Annotated in this window: 19 protein-coding genes; 14 read left to right on the top strand and 5 right to left on the bottom strand. The window is 58.3% G+C overall.

From position 1 onward, the window contains the following. Together BIS10_RS10590 and BIS10_RS10585 are read left to right on the top strand one after the other, a co-directional pair. A partial coding sequence (locus BIS10_RS10590) for a DnaJ domain-containing protein (RefSeq protein WP_253505135.1) occupies nt 1–424 on the top strand: 424 nt, incomplete at its 5' end. Nucleotides 425–487: 63 nt separating this feature from the next. Next, nucleotides 488–1114 carry a glutathione S-transferase family protein gene (locus BIS10_RS10585; RefSeq protein WP_159343493.1) on the top strand — a complete coding sequence of 209 codons (627 nt, stop codon included), beginning with the start codon at nt 488–490 and terminating at the stop codon, nt 1112–1114. Here the strand turns inward: BIS10_RS10585 and BIS10_RS10580 are convergent, their stop codons facing one another. The 3 genes from BIS10_RS10580 to ribA all read right to left on the bottom strand — a co-directional run bounded on the left by BIS10_RS10580 (nt 1115) and on the right by ribA (nt 3644). Next, nucleotides 1115–1654: a hypothetical protein gene (locus BIS10_RS10580; RefSeq protein ID WP_253505131.1), complete on the bottom strand. Its 540-nt coding sequence runs from the start codon at nt 1652–1654 to the stop codon at nt 1115–1117. A gap of 20 nt (nt 1655–1674) precedes the next feature. Further along, the gene (locus tag BIS10_RS10575; RefSeq protein WP_253505128.1) at nt 1675–2844 is read right to left on the bottom strand and encodes a zinc-dependent alcohol dehydrogenase; all 1170 of its coding nucleotides are present in this window, start codon (nt 2842–2844) and stop codon (nt 1675–1677) included. Nucleotides 2845–3008: 164 nt separating this feature from the next. Next, nucleotides 3009–3644, bottom strand: a complete 636-nt coding sequence (ribA, locus tag BIS10_RS10570) for a GTP cyclohydrolase II (RefSeq protein ID WP_159343495.1) — start codon at nt 3642–3644, stop codon at nt 3009–3011. 221 nt (nt 3645–3865) lie between these two features. Here ribA and hemE point away from each other — a divergent pair, with 221 nt between their 5' ends. The 8 genes from hemE to BIS10_RS10530 all read left to right on the top strand — a co-directional run bounded on the left by hemE (nt 3866) and on the right by BIS10_RS10530 (nt 11905). Beyond that, nucleotides 3866–4981 (top strand): uroporphyrinogen decarboxylase, encoded by a 1116-nt coding sequence (gene hemE, locus BIS10_RS10565; RefSeq protein WP_044629901.1) that lies wholly within the window; start codon nt 3866–3868, stop codon nt 4979–4981. Further along, a complete protein-coding gene (gene speE, locus BIS10_RS10560; RefSeq protein WP_253505125.1) occupies nt 4978–5838 on the top strand; it encodes a polyamine aminopropyltransferase in 861 nt (286 codons plus the stop codon). Before hemE ends, speE begins: the two co-directional genes overlap by 4 nt. Before the next feature lie 88 nt (nt 5839–5926). After that, nucleotides 5927–6952, top strand: a complete 1026-nt coding sequence (locus BIS10_RS10555; RefSeq protein ID WP_253505122.1) for an amino acid ABC transporter substrate-binding protein — start codon at nt 5927–5929, stop codon at nt 6950–6952. A gap of 225 nt (nt 6953–7177) precedes the next feature. Further along, on the top strand, nt 7178–8203 hold the full coding sequence (locus BIS10_RS10550) for an amino acid ABC transporter substrate-binding protein (RefSeq protein WP_253505119.1): 1026 nt from the start codon (nt 7178–7180) through the stop codon (nt 8201–8203). Between the two features lie 84 nt (nt 8204–8287). After that, entirely contained in the window at nt 8288–9478 is a 1191-nt protein-coding gene (locus BIS10_RS10545) for an amino acid ABC transporter permease (protein ID WP_253505116.1), read from the top strand. A 20-nt stretch (nt 9479–9498) separates the two neighbouring features. Beyond that, complete coding sequence (locus BIS10_RS10540) at nt 9499–10599, top strand: amino acid ABC transporter permease (RefSeq protein ID WP_253505113.1); 1101 nt, start codon at nt 9499–9501, stop codon at nt 10597–10599. Nucleotides 10600–10684: 85 nt separating this feature from the next. Beyond that, complete coding sequence (locus tag BIS10_RS10535; protein WP_083023022.1) at nt 10685–11413, top strand: amino acid ABC transporter ATP-binding protein; 729 nt, start codon at nt 10685–10687, stop codon at nt 11411–11413. A gap of 99 nt (nt 11414–11512) precedes the next feature. After that, nucleotides 11513–11905, top strand: a complete 393-nt coding sequence (locus tag BIS10_RS10530) for a RidA family protein (RefSeq protein ID WP_083023016.1) — start codon at nt 11513–11515, stop codon at nt 11903–11905. Here BIS10_RS10530 and BIS10_RS10525 read toward each other — a convergent pair. Next, nucleotides 11902–12441: a histidine phosphatase family protein gene (locus BIS10_RS10525; RefSeq protein WP_253505110.1), complete on the bottom strand. Its 540-nt coding sequence runs from the start codon at nt 12439–12441 to the stop codon at nt 11902–11904. The two genes, BIS10_RS10530 and BIS10_RS10525, sit on opposite strands and share 4 nt — an antisense overlap. A 134-nt stretch (nt 12442–12575) precedes the next feature. On the opposite strand from BIS10_RS10525, the gene BIS10_RS10520 reads away from it, so the two are divergent. The 3 genes from BIS10_RS10520 (at nt 12576) to BIS10_RS10510 (ending at nt 17245) form a co-directional block, all read left to right on the top strand. Next, on the top strand, nt 12576–13007 hold the full coding sequence (locus BIS10_RS10520; RefSeq protein WP_083023018.1) for a host attachment protein: 432 nt from the start codon (nt 12576–12578) through the stop codon (nt 13005–13007). 119 nt (nt 13008–13126) lie between these two features. Continuing rightward, nucleotides 13127–14995 carry a methyl-accepting chemotaxis protein gene (locus BIS10_RS10515; protein ID WP_253505107.1) on the top strand — a complete coding sequence of 623 codons (1869 nt, stop codon included), beginning with the start codon at nt 13127–13129 and terminating at the stop codon, nt 14993–14995. A 144-nt stretch (nt 14996–15139) separates the two neighbouring features. Further along, nucleotides 15140–17245, top strand: a complete 2106-nt coding sequence (locus BIS10_RS10510; RefSeq protein ID WP_253505105.1) for a methyl-accepting chemotaxis protein — start codon at nt 15140–15142, stop codon at nt 17243–17245. Between the two features lie 3 nt (nt 17246–17248). Here the strand turns inward: BIS10_RS10510 and BIS10_RS10505 are convergent, their stop codons facing one another. Continuing rightward, on the bottom strand, nt 17249–18175 hold the full coding sequence (locus BIS10_RS10505; RefSeq protein WP_044629892.1) for a LysR family transcriptional regulator: 927 nt from the start codon (nt 18173–18175) through the stop codon (nt 17249–17251). 192 nt (nt 18176–18367) lie between these two features. Between BIS10_RS10505 and BIS10_RS10500 the strand changes: the two genes are divergently transcribed. Then, a complete protein-coding gene (locus BIS10_RS10500; protein WP_253505102.1) occupies nt 18368–19144 on the top strand; it encodes a ferredoxin--NADP reductase in 777 nt (258 codons plus the stop codon). Nucleotides 19145–19301: the final 157 nt, after the last annotated feature.

The raw sequence follows: 19301 nt of genomic DNA, 5'->3' as shown, positions 1-19301 counted from the left end.
GGTCAACCGCCTCACCCAGCGCCAGCCGGTACTGCGCCAAGTGTTTTTACAGGTTCAGTTGAGCGCGATTGCCGCCGATGGCGTGCTGCACCCCGCCGAGCACGAGATGATTCTGCGCGTTGCCCGCGGCGTTGGCTGTAGCGACGCCGAAGTTCAGCAAATCGAAGCAATGCTGCACGGCGCTGCCGCCAACTCCCAAGGTGCCAGCGAAGAAGCCTTAAAAGATGCTTACCGCGTTCTTGGGGTATCAGAAGAGGCCAGCGATGCCGAGCTTAAGAAAGCCTACCGCCGCCTGATGAGCCAAAACCACCCAGACAAATTGGCTGGCAAAGGGTTGCCGGAGAGCATGCGCGAAGTAGCCCAGGCACGCACCAGCGAAATTGGTAATGCCTACGAGCGTATTCGCGCGGCACGCGGCCAGTAGCCCGTGACAGGTTTCCAGGGAGTGCTACAGTGAAAGCTTCACGGTACTGCCTGGAGTCGCCGAATGATCACGCTATACAGCTTTCCCAATTCCCGCTCGCTACGCGCTGCTTGGACGCTTGAAGAGCTGGGCCTAGAGTACCAGTGCCACCATGTAGCGCTGGATAAAGGCGAGGGGCAAAGTACCGAGCATCTTGCTCGCCACCCGGATGGCAAGGTGCCGGTGCTGGAAGATGGCGAGCTAATGCTGTTTGAGTCTGCGCCTATCTGCCGTTATCTCGCCGAGCAGTATGGCGATGGCAGCCTACTGCCTCAAAGCGTTGCCGAGCGCGCCCAGGTCGACCAGTGGCTCAGCTTTATCGTTACCGAGATTGAGCAGCCGCTGTGGTTACAGGCCAAGCACAAGTTCGCCCTGCCTCAAGATAAGCGCGTCCCCTCAGTACTGCCCACTGCGGCTTGGGAATTTCAGCGGGCGCTGCTCGCGCTGGAGCGCCGCTACCGCGGCCAAGAAACCCTGGTAGGCGATACCTTCACCCTCGCGGATCTTTTCCTGACGCATACGCTGACCTGGGCAGCTAGCATGAAGCACCGCCTACCGGAGCCGTTGGTGGCTTACCGCGCCCGCCACGCCAACCGCCCAGCGCTTGCTCGCGCCGCCGAAAAAGAGCAGGCGGCGGCGCAAGCGACCTGATTACACCGCGTTAGGCGCAGGCAGCCGGAGTGTTTCCTGCGCTTTACTCCCTTCGGCACGGGCGGCTCCCCAGGCACTTTCCAGCCCGCCAGGGAAGCCGCTTCGCTGGCTGTAATCCGGAGTGACACCGCCCTGGTAGGCATGGCGCTGGCTTAGCGCTTTGGCGCAGCTATAATCCACTACCGTCAGCACGCCCACCGCAGTGAGTGCTAAATAGAGGTTCTCTTTGTGCGATGGGTGGCGCTTTAACGCAAAGGTGAGCGCGGCAAAATCCAGCACATCTCCGCCAACTCGGCTCCAAATCGCGTTGGTCGGGTTATCCGACAGCGCGCCGATGCCGCTGAGGATTTCCCGCGCACCGCAGGCGCGTATCTTATTTTCACGATGAGGCATACCTAACGCGCGGCTCAACCGACGCGGGGCCACTAGCTGATACAACCCCATCCCCAAGCTTAGCCAACCCAAGCCTCTAGCTAATTTATCCGCTGGTGACATTGAGCGCGTTGGCGAGTGGGAATGGCGTTTCATCGATGTTTTCATACTCTCCTCCCTGTGCAGTATTACGGCTTCAGAATGACTTTGACGCAGCCATCCTGCTTATCCCGAAAGGTTTGGTACATCTCGGGCCCCTGGGCTAAATCCACCGAGTGGGTAATCACAAACGAAGGGTCGATCTGGCCCTCGTCAATGCGCCTCAACAGATCATCCGTCCAGCGTTTGACATGGGTTTGCCCGGTGCGCACGGTCAATCCTTTGTTCATCAGCGCCCCCATAGGGATTTTATCAACCAGCCCGCCATACACCCCGGGGATCGACAAAATACCCGCCGGACGGCAGACATAGATCATCTCGCGCAGCACATGAGCACGGTCGGTTTCCAGCCACATGGCCTGTTTTACCCGGTCATACACCGAGTCCAGCGAACGCGTGGCGTGGGCTTCCAGCCCCACCGCATCGATACACTTTTCTGGCCCCTTACCGTGGGTCAGCTCCTGCAGCCTGCCCAGTACGCTTTCGTGGGCAAAGTTAATGGTGAGAGCACCACCGGCAGCGGCCATTGAGAGCCGCTCGGGTACGTTATCAATCACCACTACCTGCTTGGCGCCCAGCAGTACCGCGCTACGCACACAGAACTGGCCAACCGGGCCTGCGCCCCAGATCACAACGGTATCGGTGGGTTGAATGTCGCACTGCGCGGCGGCCTGCCAGCCGGTTGGGAAAATATCCCCTAGAAACAGCACTTGCTCATCGGTGAGCGTATCGGGCACTTTAATATGCGTGGTGTCGGCAAAAGGCACGCGCACAAACTCGGCCTGGCCGCCCGCATAGCCGCCGGTAAGTTGAGAGTAGCCAAACAGCCCGGCACCGCCATGGCCAAAAACTTTATCCGCCAGGGATTTATTACGGTTGGAGCGCTCGCAAACCGAGTAGTTGCCGCGCTGGCACTGCTCGCATTCGCCGCAAGCAATGGTGAAGGGCACCACCACTCGATCGCCTACTTTGAGATTTTTCGTCTCACTGCCCACTTCCATCACTTCGCCCATAAACTCATGGCCTAGGACATCGCCACAGGACATACCGGGGATATAGTGATCGTAAAGGTGCAGATCAGAGCCGCAGATGGCGCAGCTACTGACATTGATAATGGCATCGCGGGGGTGTTCGAGCGCGGGGTCGGGCACGGTGTCGTAACGAACATCGTTCTTACCGTGCCAGCAAAGTGCTTTCATGGCTGCTTCTCCTTACATGGTTGCGCATAGCGTCCTGCCATGTATCACCATAGCTCAGACACACGGCAACCAAAGTTAAGAAAAAGCTTTTTTACGGGTGTTCGACGACAATCACGCCCTAATCAGGCAACTTAAGTTAACAACGGATAACAACAGCCACCTACCTAGCCTTTGCGTTCAATATCCACGTCGCTGGCCTGGGTGAAGTCATCCAGCGCCATCATATGGCCGAGCTTGCCCGCCTTGGTGGAGAGATACTGCTCGTTGTGAGGGTTTAAACCGGTGGTAATCGGCAAGCGCTCGACGACGTTCACGCCGTCGCGGGTTAGCGCATCCACCTTGCGGGGGTTATTGGTCATCAGTTTGAGCGCCGTGATGCCCAGGTGGTTGAGCATGGGTACGCAGAGGTCGTAGCGGCGCATATCAGCACCGAAGCCGAGCTGCTCGTTGGCTTCGACGGTGTCGGCCCCCTGGTCTTGCAGATGATAGGCGCGGATTTTGTTGAGCAGGCCAATGCCACGCCCTTCCTGGCGTAAATAGAGCAGCACGCCGCGCCCCTCTTCGGCAATACGCTTCAGCGCTTCTTGCAGCTGGTAGCCGCAGTCGCAGCGCATCGAAAATAGCGCATCGCCGGTTAAACACTCAGAGTGCACGCGCCCTAACACCGGCTCGCCGCCGCTCACATCGCCCAACGTTAAGGCGATATGGTCTTTACCCGTGGCGTCGTCTTCGAAGCCATGCATTGTGAATGTGGCCCAGGGAGTGGGCAGCCGAGAGGCAGCAATGAAGCGAATGGTCACAGGTTTCCTCGCTGATTAACCAAACCAGTTAACCACACCAGTGTTGGCGAAGTGGACGAACAGTTTACCAGGAAGCCGCGCAGGCCTCACGGTCTTAGCGGGGTGCGACGATTTTTGCCACGGTTTGCGCCGCCACCCCCGGCTATCTTCACGTACAATTCCTATCTTCAGGTACGATGACTCCCTTACAATGCGGGCAAATTTCTCAAGAGCAAGTGTTTATGACCACCACACCTTTGCAAAACGACCGTTTTCTTCGCGCGCTGGCTCGCCAGCCCGTTGACCGCACTCCGGTGTGGATGATGCGCCAAGCCGGCCGCTACCTGCCGGAGTACCGCGCCAGCCGCGCCGACGCAGGCAGCTTTATGGACCTGTGCCGCAATCATGACCTGGCTTGTGAAGTGACCCTGCAGCCGCTAGAGCGCTACCCGCTCGACGCCGCAATTCTGTTTTCGGATATTTTGACCATCCCCGATGCCATGGGGCTGGGCCTCTACTTCGAAACCGGTGAAGGCCCCAAATTCAGAAAAACCGTCCGCACGCCGGAAGAAGTAGCGGCGCTGACGGTGCCAAACGCCGAGCGCGACCTGGACTACGTGATGCGGGCGGTATCCACGATTCGCCGCGAGCTGAACGGCCGCATGCCGCTGATCGGTTTCTCCGGCAGCCCCTGGACGCTGGCGACGTATATGGTGGAAGGCGGCTCCAGCAAGGATTTCCGCCACCTAAAAACCATGCTGTATGACACGCCGGACACCATGCACCAGCTGCTGGATACCCTGGCGCAAGCGGTCACTGACTACCTGAATGCGCAGATTCGTGCCGGTGCCCAGGCGGTACAGATTTTTGATACCTGGGGCGGCGCGCTCTCCACGCCTGCTTATTTAGAGTTCTCGCTGCGCTATATGGAGCAGATCGTTTCCGGGCTGATCCGCGAACACGACGGCCGCCGCGTGCCGGTGATCCTGTTCACCAAAAACGGCGGCCAGTGGCTTGAACACATTGCTTGCGCCGGTGCCGACGCGCTGGGTATCGACTGGTCGACCGAGCTTTCTGACGCTCGCGCCCGCGTAGGCCATAAAGTCGCCCTGCAGGGTAATTTAGACCCCAACGTGCTGTTTGCTCGCCCTTCGGCCATTCGCGCCGAAGTGGCCCGCGTGCTGGAGAGCTACGGCCACGGCCCGGGCCACGTGTTCAACTTGGGCCACGGCATCAGCCAGTTCACCAACCCCGATCACGTCACCGCCTTTATGGAGGCGCTGCACGACTTAAGCCCGCAGTACCATCAGGGCATTCCGACCCAAACGAACGACCAATGCCCAGGAGCCAAGCAATGAGCGACTTACGCGACGACCAGTGGTTTACCGAAGTCTTTGATAGCCACGGCAGCGCTTTCTCGCTGAAAATCACCGAAAAACTGCTGGATGTGCAGAGCCCCTACCAGCACCTGGAAGTGTACGCCACCGAAACCTACGGCAACCTGATGGTGCTGGATGGCTGCGTGATGCTGACCGATCGCGACAACTTCCTCTACCACGAGATGATTGCCCACCCGGCGCTGTTCACCCACCAAGACCCCAAGCGGGTGGTGATCATTGGCGGCGGCGACTGCGGCACGTTGAAAGAAGTGCTGCGCCATCCGGGCGTTGAAAAAGTCACCCAGATCGACATCGATGAAGAAGTGACCAAGGCCTCCGAGCGCTTTTTCCCGTCACTGGTAGAAGCCAACAGCGACCCCCGCGCCGAGCTGCTGTTTGCCGACGGCGTGAAATGGGTCGACGACGCCGCCGACGAGAGCATCGACGTGCTGATCATCGACTCCACCGACCCGGTAGGCCCTGCAGAAGGCCTGTTCAAAACCGACTTTTTGAAGCGCTGCCACCGCATTCTGAAAAGCGGCGGCGTCATGGTGCAGCAGAGTGAGTCACCGCTGTACCACAGCGGCTCAATCATCCGCGAACTGCGTAACGACATGCGCGAAGCAGGCTTTGATAGCGTCGCCACCCTGCCCTTCCCCCAGCCGGTGTACCCTTCCGGCTGGTGGAGCGTGACGCTGGCAGGCAAAGCGACCAACGTTGAAAGCTTCCGTGAAGAGGCTGCCGCCAGCCACGAAATGCCGCTACAGTACTACACAGTAGATGCCCACCGTGGTGCCCTGGCGCTGCCGCCCTTTATGCGTAAAGCCTTCGCATAACCTCGCGGTAACGACATGCATCAGGCCGGGCTCTGCCCGGCCTTTTTTATGCGCAGGAGTTGCTGCGCTCGACGTTAAGGAATAATAAATGACTACAACGCGTTGGTTAGGATTGGGAATCACTCTGTTAGCACCCGCTCTATGGCTACCTGCCACGGCCATGGCCGATACCCTTGAGGCCATTCAAGAGCGCGACAGCGTGCGCTGCGGCGTTAACGCGGCCCAGCCCGGCTTTTCATCGCTGGACGATAACGACCAATACCGCGGCCTGGACACCGATGTGTGCCGCGCCATTGCCGCTGCCGCGCTAGGTGATGCCAGCAAAGTCAATTTCGTACCGTTAGACTCGGTGGAACGTTTTGCCGCGCTGCAGTCTGGCGAGGTGGACGTGCTCTCCCGCACCACCACCTGGACCTCTAGCCGCGACACCACACTAGGGATGAACTTCACTGGCGTCAGCTACTACGACGGCCAGGCGTTTATGGTGGCCAGCGACCTCGGCGTACAGAGCGCAAAAGAACTGGATGGGGCGGCTGTTTGCACTCAGTCAGGCACCACCAGCGAACTAAACCTTTCCGACTACTTCCGCATTAACAACATGACCTATGATGCGGTGGTGTTTGATTCACCTGAACAGTCGATTGCGGGCTTCGAAGCAGGCCGCTGCGATGTATTGAGCTCGGATGCCTCGCAGCTCTACGCCCAGCGCATTCAACTGGCCGACCCCAATATGGCCGTGGTACTACCGGAGATCATCTCCAAAGAGCCGCTTGGCCCAGCAGTGCGCCAAGGCGATGACCAGTGGTTCAACATCGTGAAGTGGTCGCTGTTTGCCATGCTGAATGCCGAAGAGCTGGGCGTCAGCCAAGCCAACGTGGATGAGCAGCTAAGCTCAGAAAACCCCGATGTGATGCGCCTACTTGGGCAAGATGGCGATTTTGGTGAAGCCATGGGCCTTTCGTCAGACTGGGCTTACCAAATCGTCAAACAGGTGGGTAATTACGCGGACATTTATGACCGCAACGTGGGCGCGGACTCTGATTTCAACATTGCGCGCGGCCTGAACGCTCTGTGGAAAGATGGTGGCATTCAGTACGCGCCGCCCATTCGCTAACACGCTAAGCGACTAGCCACCGACCTCCGCCAGCGGCTGCGCACCAAAAAAGCGCATGGCGTAGCTGCTGGCCTACTTTTTTGCACCACTACCTTCGTCAAATCCGCTGATTTTACGTTGAAAAGCGCTGAATTTGACGGCATATCTTTCTTGGCACCTTCCTTGCTAGCTTTTAATGATGCATCACCATGCATAATGACATTAAATCGAGGAAGGGGAACAAACATGATTAATAAGAAACACCTGGTACTGCTGGCCTCCGCTGGTGCTATTACCCTCGCCGGTGTTGCCACCGCGCAAGCCGATACATTAGAAGATACCCGCGAGCGCGGTGCCGTACAGTGTGGCGTCAGCGACGGCTTACCAGGTTTTTCCGCCCCAGACGATAACGGTAACTGGCAGGGCCTGGACGTTGACGTATGTCGCGCCGTAGCCGCAGCAGTACTGGGCGACGCAGACGCCGTCAACTACATTTCCTTGAACGCCGTTGAGCGCTTCACTGCCCTTCAGTCCGGCGAAGTGGATGTCCTTTCTCGTAACACCACCTGGACGACCACCCGTGACACCACGCTAGGCCTAAACTTCACTGGGGTGACCTTCTACGACGGCCAAGGCTTCTTGGTGTCTCGTGACCTGGGTATCTCCAGTGCTTCGGAGCTGGATGGCGCGGCTATTTGTATCCAGTCCGGTACCACTACTGAGCTGAACCTGGCGGACTACTTCCGTGCCAACGGCATGGAGTTTGACCCCATCGTTTTCGATACTTCTGAGCAAACGGTAGGCGGCTTCCAGGCTGGCCGCTGTGACGTACTAACCTCTGACACCTCTCAGTTGGCCGCTCTGCGCATCCAACTGGACGACCCGGCTGGCGCCATGATTCTGCCCGACGTTATTTCGAAAGAGCCGCTGGGCCCGGTAGTACGCCAAGGCGACGACCTGTGGTTTAACATCGTGAAGTGGTCGCTGTTCGCCATGATCAACGGTGAAGAGTACGGCGTCACCAGCGAGAACGCTGAAGAGATGCTCAGCTCTGAGAACCCGGACGTTGCTCGCCTGCTCGGCCAGGACGGTAACTACGGTGAAGGCATGGGTCTTGAAGCCGACTGGGCTTACAACATCCTGAGTCAAGTAGGTAACTACGGTGAAAGCTTCGAGCGCAACGTAGGTATGGGTTCACCGCTAGAAATCGAGCGCGGTGTTAACGCCCTGTGGAACCAAGGCGGCTTCCATTACGCACCGCCGATTCGCTAAGCGTCTCGCTTGACCCCGGCCCGCCACCCTTCTTGGTCATGGCGGGCCATTTGATTGACCTTCCGTATCGCGGAGACGCCACCCATGTCCGTAAGACCTAACGCTCGCCCCGCTGGCCAAAAGCCACCGTTCTGGCGAGACCGCGCCAAACGTGCGCTCATCTTCCAATGTCTGCTGATTGCCGCTGTCATCGCCTTTCTGTTCTATATCGTCGGCAACGTGCAAGACAACCTCTCCTCTCGGGGTATCACCACAGGCTTTGGTTTCCTGAGTAATACCGCCGGTTTTGGGATCGTACAGAGTCTGATCGACTACTCTTCCCAAAGCACCTATGGCCGTACCTTTTTCGTTGGCCTACTGAATACGCTACTGGTGGGCGGGTTAGGCGTGATCGCCGCCACCATCATTGGTTTTATTGTCGGTATCGCTCGCCTATCGCCCAACTGGCTGATCGCCAAGCTGGCCGCGGCGTATATCGAAACGTTCCGGAATATTCCGCTTCTGCTGCAGATTTTCTTTTGGTATTTTGCCGTGCTGCGCACCCTGCCAAGCGCCAGGGAAAGCCTTGCCTTTGGGGAAGCGTTTTTCCTCAACGTGCGCGGACTGTATCTACCAGAACCGCTGTTTGAGTCCGGTTTTGGGCTAATTCCCGTGACCTTTGTGATCGCCATTGTGGCCAGCATTGCGCTGGTGATTTGGGCGAAGCGCCGCCAGGAAGCCACGGGGAAACGTATTCCTGCCTACTGGATCTCCTTTGCGCTGATTTTTGGCTTGCCGCTGTTGGTTATGTTTGTGACTGGCGTGCCCGTCACTTGGGAAATGCCCGAACTGCGTGGCTTTAACTTCCGCGGCGGTATTACGGTGATTCCCGAGTTCCTGGCGCTATGGTTTGCACTATCGATCTACACCGCCTCGTTCATCGCCGAGATCGTGCGCTCAGGCATACAGGCCATTTCTCATGGCCAAACCGAAGCGGCACAGGCCCTGAGTCTGCCGCGTAACCTAGTGCTGCGTTTGGTGGTCATTCCCCAGGCGTTGCGGGTCATTATTCCCCCGCTGACCAGCCAGTACCTGAACTTGATTAAGAACTCGTCGCTGGCCACCGCTATTGGCTACCCAGACCTCGTGTCGGTGTTTGCGGGTACCACGCTGAACCAGACAGGCCAAGCCATTGAGGTCATTGCCATGACCATGGCGGTCTATCTGACGATCAGCCTGCTGGTATCCATGTTTATGAACTGGTTCAACGCCCGCGTGGCGCTGGTTGAACGCTAGGCTGAGGCGAGGAGCCATACATGATTCATAACCAAACCGTGATTGAGCAGCGACCAGCGCCTAGTAGCTCTGTTGGGGCTGTTGCTTGGCTGCGCACCAACCTGTTTAACGGCCCGATTAATACTATTTTCACCTTAGTCGGCCTCTATATTCTCTACCTGTTGGTGGTACCGACCGTGCAGTGGGCGTTTATCAACGCCGACTGGGTAGGCACTACCCGCGACGACTGCTCTCGCGAAGGCGCCTGCTGGGTATTTATCAACGCCCGTTTATCCCAGTTTATTTACGGCCTGTACCCCAGCGAGGAGACCTGGCGCGCCAATATCGTGTTCGCCATGTTCTTTACCCTGATTGGCTGGCTGGCCATACCCCGCCTGCCCTTCAAGCGCTGGGTTGCCGTCTTTGCGCTGGTGGTCTTCCCAGTTCTGTCGTTTGTACTGCTTTACGGCGGCTACTTTGACCTTCCCCAAGTGCCTACCCACCGCTGGGGTGGCCTGATGCTGACGCTACTGTTAGCCACGGTGGGCATGGTGGGCGCGCTGCCTATCGGCATCGTGCTGGCCTTGGGGCGACGCTCCAACATGCCGATCGTCAAAAGCTTCTGCGTGGTGTTTATCGAGTTCTGGCGCGGTGTGCCGCTGATCACCGTGCTGTTTATGGCCTCGGTGATGCTGCCGCTGTTCCTACCCTCTGAAATGAATGTAGACCGCTTAGTGCGGGCACTGGTCGGCTTAACGCTGTTCCAGAGTGCCTATATGGCCGAGGTCATTCGCGGTGGTTTGCAGGCGATACCCAAAGGCCAGGAAGAGGCCGCGGCAGCGCTCGGCATGACTTACTGGAAGCGCATGGGGCTGATCATTCTTCCCCAAGCGCTGAAGATGATGATTCCCGGCATCGTGAATACGTTTATCTCGCTGTTTAAAGACACCACCCTGGTCATGATTATCGGGCTATTTGACCTTTTGGGGATCGTGCAAGCGGCACTGGCCGACTCACGCTGGCTCGGCTTCTCGTTGGAAGGCTACGTGTTTGCCGCCTTCATGTTCTGGATCTTCTGTTTCAGCATGTCGCGCTACAGTCAGTACCTAGAACGCAAGCTGCACACCGGCCACAAGCGCTAACGCCGCTTTCATTAACGATTTTTAGCAGGATAGTGACATGACTCAAGCAGCCACCAACAACCCTGGCACCAGTACGTCTGACCTGATGGTTGAAATGCGCGACGTCAACAAGTGGTACGGCGATTTCCACGTGCTGCGCGATATTAACCTAGAGGTAAAACGCGGCGAGCGAATCGTTATTTGCGGGCCTTCCGGCTCTGGCAAATCCACCATGATTCGCTGTATCAACCACTTAGAAGAGCATCAGAAAGGCGAGATTACGGTAGGCAGCGTGCCGCTGACCCAAGATGTTAAACGCATCGAGCAGATTCGCCGTAGCGTCGGCATGGTGTTCCAGCACTTCAACCTGTTCCCTCACCTCACGGTGCTAGAGAACTGCTGTATCGCACCGATGTGGGTGCAGAAGAAGCCCCGCAAAGAGGCCGAAGCCATGGCCATGCAGTACCTGGAGCGGGTGCGCATTGCCGAGCAGGCCAAAAAGTATCCCGGCCAGCTCTCTGGCGGCCAGCAGCAGCGCGTCGCGATTGCCCGCTCGCTGTGTATGCACCCGGACGTCATGCTGTTTGACGAGCCCACCTCGGCCCTTGACCCGGAAATGATCAAGGAAGTGCTGGACGTCATGGTGGAACTGGCCGAAGAAGGCATGACCATGCTCTGCGTCACCCACGAGATGGGCTTTGCGAAAACCGTTGCCGACCGCGTGATCTTTATGGACCAAGGGCAAATCATTGAAGAGAACGCGCCTGAGCCGTTCTTCAACAATCCGCAGTCCGAGCGCACCCAGCTCTTCTTGAGCCAGATTCTGGGCCATTAACACAACGGATAGCATCACTGGATGCTAAATCTGGGCCTCCTATGAGGCCCATTTTTATGTTTAAACTCGATCCAATAACGTCACAACAAGTGAGCCACCATGGAAAAGCTATTTATTGACCGCGCGCCGCAGCCCATCGCCCCGTTCTCACACGCCTGCCGGGTGGGCGATCTGGTCTTCATCACCGGCCAAATGCCCACGGTGCCGGAAACCAACGAGATGCTGCTCGGCACGTTTACCGAGCAAACCCACCGGGTGATGCAGAACCTGGCCATCGTGCTGGAAGAGGTCGGCAGTAGCTTCGAATACGTGGTTCAGTCGCGGGTCTTCATCACCAATATGGGCCACTTCGATGAAGTGAATCAGGTCTACGCCAGCTACTTCCAACAACCGTTGCCCACCCGCACCTGCATTGGCGTGACCGGGCTTGCGGGCGGAGCGGATGTCGAAGTCGATATGATCGCCTGGATTCCTCCCAAAGCGGGCGCTTAACCACCCACGAGCGTAATGCTGGCAGGCAGTAGCGCAGGCTGCTCCCGATGCTGCGTCAGCGGCTTGCCCGCCAGCGCCGTGAGCAGAATTTGCAGGGGGTCGCCGTGGCTGACCACCAGCACCGTTTCCCCCTCAAAGCGCTGCTCTAGCGCGTCCAATGCGGCGCACATCCGTGCAGCTACCCGGCTGACCGGCTCAACCTGCCACTGGGTATGGTCTGCACTCTGCGCATCAAAGGCCCACACCTCTGGGTAATAGCTATCGGCCTGGCCATCCAGCTCACCAAAATGGCGCTCTCGTAAGCGCTCCTCTTGTTGCATGTCCAGCGCGAACGCCTCCGTCACTCTGGCGGCAGTGTGCGTGGTGCGTAAAAAATCTGAATGTACCACCCGCGTCGGCTCCGGCCAGCGCCACTGCGCCAGCACATCCACCAACTGCTGTTCACCCTGTTCAGAGAGCCCATAATTCGTAAGCCCCCGCTCGGGGGAGCTGATAATTTTCCGCTGGGCGTTAGCCTGGCTATGTCCATGGCGCATGAGTAAATAGCGATTTCGCCAATGATAATTTGTACGCAGTAAGTCCATTGTCACCTCTCAAAAACCGTGTTTGACCAAACACCGAACGATTGCCATGGTTAAAGGGTAATCAACGACATGGAGGACGTACGACGATGACCACCTATATCGTGGTAGCTGACGCCGCCCGCGCACGTATTTTTACCCGTGACGCGCTCAATCTCGCCGAGCAAGAGAGCTTGGTACACGCAGCCGGCAGGCTGCATGAAGGTGACTTGATCACTGACCGCCGCGGGGCTGATGTCCATGAATCAACGTCAACGTCGTCGCGCTCATCTGGCGAAGAGGGGGCTGCCTCTCAGCATGAGAACGAGCTGTTTGCTAAAGAGGTCGCCCAACGCCTGTATAGCGCCCGCGTGAGTAACAGCATGGAAAAACTGATTATGGTCGCGCCGCCCAAGTTTTTAGGGCTACTGCGAGAAAAGCTTGATCACCCTACCCAAAAGCTTGTGACGCACACGCTCTCAAAAGATCTTAGCAAGGCGTCGATGGCAGATATTCAAAGCGCCGTGAGCGATCTGCGCTAATCAAATCAACACTTTCTTACTCTTTTATTAAAGGCATGGTGGCTCTCGCCGATAGCTAACGTCGAACTTTAGTGTACGTGGCACCCGCGTACTGATTCCAAACGACGTTGAGAGCGACCATGTTTTCATCTCTGCGAGCCCGCATACTGCTAGCCGCACTCACTGCCATCACCCTTGCCCTGATCGTCAATGGTGTTGCCAGCTACTACACAGTCCAGCAGCACAATACCCAACAGGTAGCACGCAACCTAGACGCTGTAGTACGTGGTAACAGTAGCGCCCTACATGAGTGGATGGCATCCCGTAGCACCATGCTGAACGGTATGGAGGAAGCTATCTCCAGCAATGACCCACGTATTGCCTTGCGTCAGTTGACCACCTCTGGCGATTTTATGGCAACCTACCTGAGCTTGGCTGATAGCGGAGAGACCATTTTTTTCAACGGCTGGGAGCCACCCGCCGATTTTGACCCACGAGAGCGACCTTGGTACCAAGCCGCCGCTGCCGCGCAGGATACTATTGTCACCGCGCCGTATGTCGATGCCCAAAGCGGCGACTTAGTCGTGACCTTTGCCCGCCCGTTTTACCAAAATAACCAACTTCAGGCGGTAGTAGGTGCTGACGTCAATATTCGCGATATGGTCGCGATCGTGCAAGACATCTCGCCTACTCCTTCAAGTTTTGGCTTTCTGACTACCGGCGATGGATCGCTAATCGCCCATCCCAACAGCGAGCTAGCGCTAGAACCCACCACTGTTTTAAGCGATGAATTAAACGCCGCCTATATCGAGCAACTTGCTAACACCAAGCAGCCACAGCAGATGCAGTTAGAAGGAAGCAGTAAATTACTGCTGAGCCGCCCAATAGGCGGCAATAGCGACTGGCAGCTTGTGGTAGCACTGGATGAAGCGGAGGCCACCGCAGGACTACGCGCCATTGCCACCACATCTATTGTTACCCTATTGATCGTTGCAGCCATTACCGCTGTGGTATTTGGGCTGCTGCTGTCGCTACTGTTGCGCCGCCTGCTGGGGGTGCGCAACGCGATGGATAACATCGCCTCCGGCGAGGGCGACCTCACCCAGCGTCTGCCAGAAGAAGGCAACGACGAAGTCACTCAAATCGCTAGCGCCTTTAACCGCTTTGTTAACAAAATGGAGCACGTCTTAATCGACGTGCGCACCAGCAGCGAATCGGTGCACCACGCCGCTAACGAGATTGCCATGGGTGGCCAGGATCTCTCGCGCCGTACGGATAACGCCGCCTCGAGCCTGCAGCAAACCTCAGCCTCGGTCGAAGAGATCACCAGCACCGTGCAACATACGGCGGCCTCTGCTCAGGAAGCCAACAAGCTCTCCCACGCAGCCACCGAAGTCGCGAAAGAGGGCGGTCAGGTGGTGTCGAACGTGGTCACCACCATGGAAGACATCTCCGACGCTTCCAACAAGATTGGCGACATCGTCACGTTGATGAACAGCATCGCTTTTCAAACCAATCTGCTGGCACTGAACGCCTCGGTAGAAGCAGCAAGGGCAGGCGAGCAAGGCCGCGGCTTTGCCGTTGTAGCAGATGAGGTACGTAAGCTGGCAGGCCGCAGCAGCGACGCGGCCAACGATATCCAGAAGCTGATCGAAGACTCGCAAGCCAAAGTGAATAACGGCACATCGCTGGTGCGTAACGCGGGCAGCACGATGCAGGATATCGTGGTGCACATCACCCGCGTGACCGATGTTCTAGAAGAGATCAACGCCGCGACGAGCGAACAGAGCGACGGTATCAAGCAGGTCAATATCGCGGTGGCAGAACTGGACCGGATGACCCAAGAAAACGCTGCGATGGTCGAGGAGTCCACCACCGCCGCCGAGCAGTTGAAAGAGCAGGCGGATCACCTGACCGGGACGATTAGTAGCTTCAAACTCTCTCACGCGGCATCGCCCGCGCTACAGGAACCACAGGACCGTTTACCGCGCACGTCGGAGAGTTTCTAACCGTCAGCGCCTCCATGGCCGCCTCCGCCCTCTCGCCTGCGGTGGTGGCCATGTCACGCGTTAGCCATGAATCTTTGTTCTACTGGTTCAAGGATGGCACTCGATACGCTCTTTCGCCTCTTGCTGAAACAGGACCGCTCTTCTATGCACTTTCGCTCCCTTCGCTCTCTCGTTTTGGCGTTGGCAGGCCCTTGCCTGCTTGCCGTCGTTGCCGCGCTGGTGGTGTATAACCTGATCGCGGCCGCCCGCACCCAATCCACCGTTGAAGAGCATACCCAAACGCTCATGCAGAGCGCACTGGACGCGCGGCTCGATGCCATTGCAGAGGCAGAGGGTGAACGGATTCAACGCGAGCTGGACAAGGCCATGACCCTGGCCAGCCAGCTCGCCACCACCAACGCCCTCATGGGCGTGGAAGATGCCGAAGGCCAGCGCGCGCTCTACCTGAGCCGCCGTCAGCTTTCCAACTTGGTACGGCAGACGGTTGCCGACAACCCGGCGCTGTTGGATGCGTTCATCGGCTGGGAGCCCAATGCCTTTGGGGACGACGCCCGCTTTGCTGGCGACGAGCGCCACGGCCACGATGGCAGCGGCCGCTTCATGCCCTGGTGGTACCGCACCGGGGATGGCTCGCTCGAGGTCTTACCACTAGGCGACACCATGGAGAGCGAAACCCGCCTGGCCAGCGGCGTGCGTGAGGGGGAGTACTACCTCTGCCCCCGCGAAACGCTCGCTCCCTGTGTGATCGACCCCGCCGCCTACGATTACGACGGCGAAACACAGCTGGTCACCTCGTTTAACGCACCGATTTTGGTGAATGGCGAATTTCGCGGCGTGGCCGGGGTCGACCTCTCGCTGAACTTCATCCAAACGCTGCTGCGCGACGCCAACGCCTCGCTGTATGACGGCGCAGGCCGGATGGCGCTGGTCGCCGGGCGCGGCGGCTTGGTGGCGGATACCAACGGCGAAGAGGCCCTGGGCCTGCCAGCCAGCAACGCGCTGAGCGACACGGCGCTTGACGGCATTGCCGAAGCCACGTCACAAGGCAGCCTCTACAGCAGCATGGCCAACGGCATGTTTCAGCGCTATCAGCCACTAACCATTGGCGATACGGAGCAGCCGTGGGTGCTGGTGCTACAGCTGCCCGAGTCCGTCGTGCTCGCCGAACTCAACGCGCTGCAAAACGTTTTGAGCGATCAGCGCCAGCAAAACACCCTGGGGATGACGCTGGTGGGGCTGCTGCTGGCAGCCATCGGCATCGCCGCTCTGTGGTGGATTGGTGGGCGTATTGCGCGTCCGCTCAAACGCTTGGCGAACAGAATGGAAGAGATCGCCTCTGGACACGGTGATCTCACTCAGCGCCTGCCCGTGCATGGCCGCGATGAGAGCGCCGCCGTGGCCGAGCAGTTCAACGCCTTTGCCGAAAAAATTCAGGCCATTTTGCTGGACGTACGGCGCAGCAGCGAGGCCGTAAACCACGCGGCCAACGAGATCACTCAAGGCGGCCATGACCTCTCACGGCGTACCGAGCAAGCCGCTGCAAGCCTGCAAGAAACCTCGGCAGCGATGGAAGAGATCAGCAGCACCGTCAGCCACACCACCCACGCCTCCCAAGAAGCTAGCGGGCTGTCGAACACCGCCTCGCAGCTGGCTTCCCATACCGACACGGCGTTTGTTCAGGTGGTCTCGACCATGGATGACATCCGCGCGACCTCGTCAGAGATTCAGAGCATCGTTAGCGTGATCGACGGCATTGCCTTCCAAACCAACCTGCTGGCGCTCAACGCCTCAGTAGAAGCAGCGCGGGCTGGCGAACACGGGCGCGGCTTTGCCGTGGTGGCCGATGAAGTGCGCAAGCTCGCCTCGCGCAGCAGCGACGCCGCCAAGGACATCCGCCAGCGCATCGATGCGTCTGCCGACAAGGTCGAAAGCGGCACGCAAATGGTACGCGACGCTGAAGCCGCCATGCACGAGCTGGCCGATAGCGTAACGCGCGTCACCCAAATGCTGGGCGATATCAGTACGGCAGCCGGTGAGCAGAACGACGGGATCAACCAAGTCAGCATCGCGGTGACCGACCTGGATCAGATGACCCAGCAAAACGCCGCCCTGGTGCAAGAGTCCACCACCGCGGCCGAGCAGCTTAAAGACCAAGCGGACAGGCTGGCCGCGCTAGTGGGTGGCTTTACGCTAGAGGCGTCGCAGCACCAGGCTCAGGCGCTGCCAAGCCCTGAAAAGGCCAAGATGTAACCGCTAGGGTATCGGTGGCAGCGGAATATCGTCACTGCGCTTGGCCCCGGCGGTCATTTCGCGGCAGAGCCTTAAAAACTCCCGCACCCCGGTGGTGAGGTATTTGTGGCGATGCCAGATGAACGTGAACTGGCGCTTTAGATCCAACTCCGGCGTGGGCAGCGGCACCAAGCTGCCGCGCCGGAAGGCATCGCGCAGCGCCAGCCGCGACACGCAGCCAATGCCAAGGCCCGACTCCACCGCGCGTTTAATGCCCTCGGTATGCTCCAGCTCCAACAGCGTATTGAACCGACTGCGACGGTGGCGGGCGGCATGCTCTAGCGTCATACGCGTACCGGAGCCCTCCTCGCGCATGATCCAATCCTCCCGCAGCAGTTGATCCAGCTCCAGATGCTCCCGCCCTGCCAGCGGGTGGCGCGGCGAGCAGAACACGCACAGCTCATCCTCGACCCAGGGCTGGCTGATAATCATATCGTCATCGCACTGCCCCTCAATCAGCCCTAAATCCAACGAGTGTTGGCGCACGCCCTCGATAATATGCCGCGTATTGCGCACCGCCAGCCGCACTCGGCTACCGGGATAGCGCTGCATGAAATCGCTGATCAGCAGCGTGGCGAGATAGTTACCGATGGTGAGCGTTGCCCCCACGTCCAATGCGCCCACGCCCTGCTGACCCCGCAGCAGCTCTTCGACCTCCTCGGCGCGGTCGAGCAGGGCCACCGCCTTGGGCAGTAGCTGGAAGCCGAGCGCGTTGAGTTTCAGCCGTTTCCCGATGCGATCAAGCAGTTGGCAATCGAACTGGCGCTCCAGCTCGGCCAGCGCCGTGCTGGTAGCCGATTGCGACATGGCTAGCGCGCGTGCCGCGTGAGAAACGCTCTCGTGCTGAGCAACAGCCACGAAAACTTCTAACTGTCGCAGGGTGTAGTGCATGGCCAAAACCTATCTGTAGAGTGGTCCGCGAAAGGGCTATATCGATTTTAAAGATAAGCGTTATCAAGATAATTTGCTTAACAGATATACCACCCTTATTTAGAATTGAGAGCAACTTATAGAGCTATTTTTTATTCTTTTTTGGAATATGGCGAGCAAGGCTTAGGCCGCGCTGCCCTTGGAGGAGTTAGCATGAGCAAGTTTGCCCTGGAAGAAGTGCTAAGCGTTCACCACTGGAACGATACCCTGTTCAGCTTCCGCACCACCCGCGAGCGCAGCCTGCGCTTCAAAAACGGCCAGTTTGTGATGATCGGCCTGGAAGTGGACGGCAAGCCGCTGATGCGCGCGTACTCCATCGCCAGCCCCAACTACGAAGACCACCTTGAGTTCTTCAGCATCAAAGTGCCCGATGGCCCGCTCACCTCGCGCCTACAGCACCTGAAAGTAGGCGACCAAATCATGGTCAGCCGCAAGCCGACCGGCACGCTGGTGTGCGACGACCTGCTACCGGGCCGCAACCTGTATATGCTCTCGACCGGTACCGGCTTGGCGCCGTTTATGAGCCTGATCCAAGACCCGGAAGTTTACGAGCGTTTCGAGAAAGTAGTGCTGATCCACGGCGTGCGTGAAGTCTCTGAGCTGGCCTACGCCGACTTCATCACCAAAGAGCTGCCCGCCCACGAGTACCTGGGCGAAGAAGTCGCCGAAAAACTGGTGTACTACCCCACCGTGACCCGTGAAGAGTTCCACACCATGGGCCGCCTGACCGACCACATCCGCAGCGGCAAGCTGTTTGAAGACACCGGCCTACCGCCGATTGACCCGCGCCAAGACCGCGCCATGATCTGCGGCAGCCCGGCAATGCTGGACGACACCAGCGCGCTGCTCGACGAACTGGGCCTGAATATCTCCCCGCGTATGGGCGAGCCGGGCGACTACGTCATCGAGCGTGCGTTCGTTGAGAAGTAAGTGCTGTTTGAATGGTGAATGGTGAATGGTGAATGGTGAATGGTGAATGGTTGGTATGTGGTATGGCCCCATTTTTGTAGACACTTGGGGTTAACTGTTCGCCGCATAGACGCTGGGAGTAAGACCTCCTAGCGTCATGTGCCTTCTCATCTTAGGG

The organism is Halomonas sp. 707B3, from assembly GCF_024158645.1.
Lineage (GTDB): Bacteria > Pseudomonadota > Gammaproteobacteria > Pseudomonadales > Halomonadaceae > Vreelandella > Vreelandella lionensis.
Note: the sequence above shows the minus strand (reverse complement) of the source record. Positions and strands in the feature narration are given on the sequence as shown.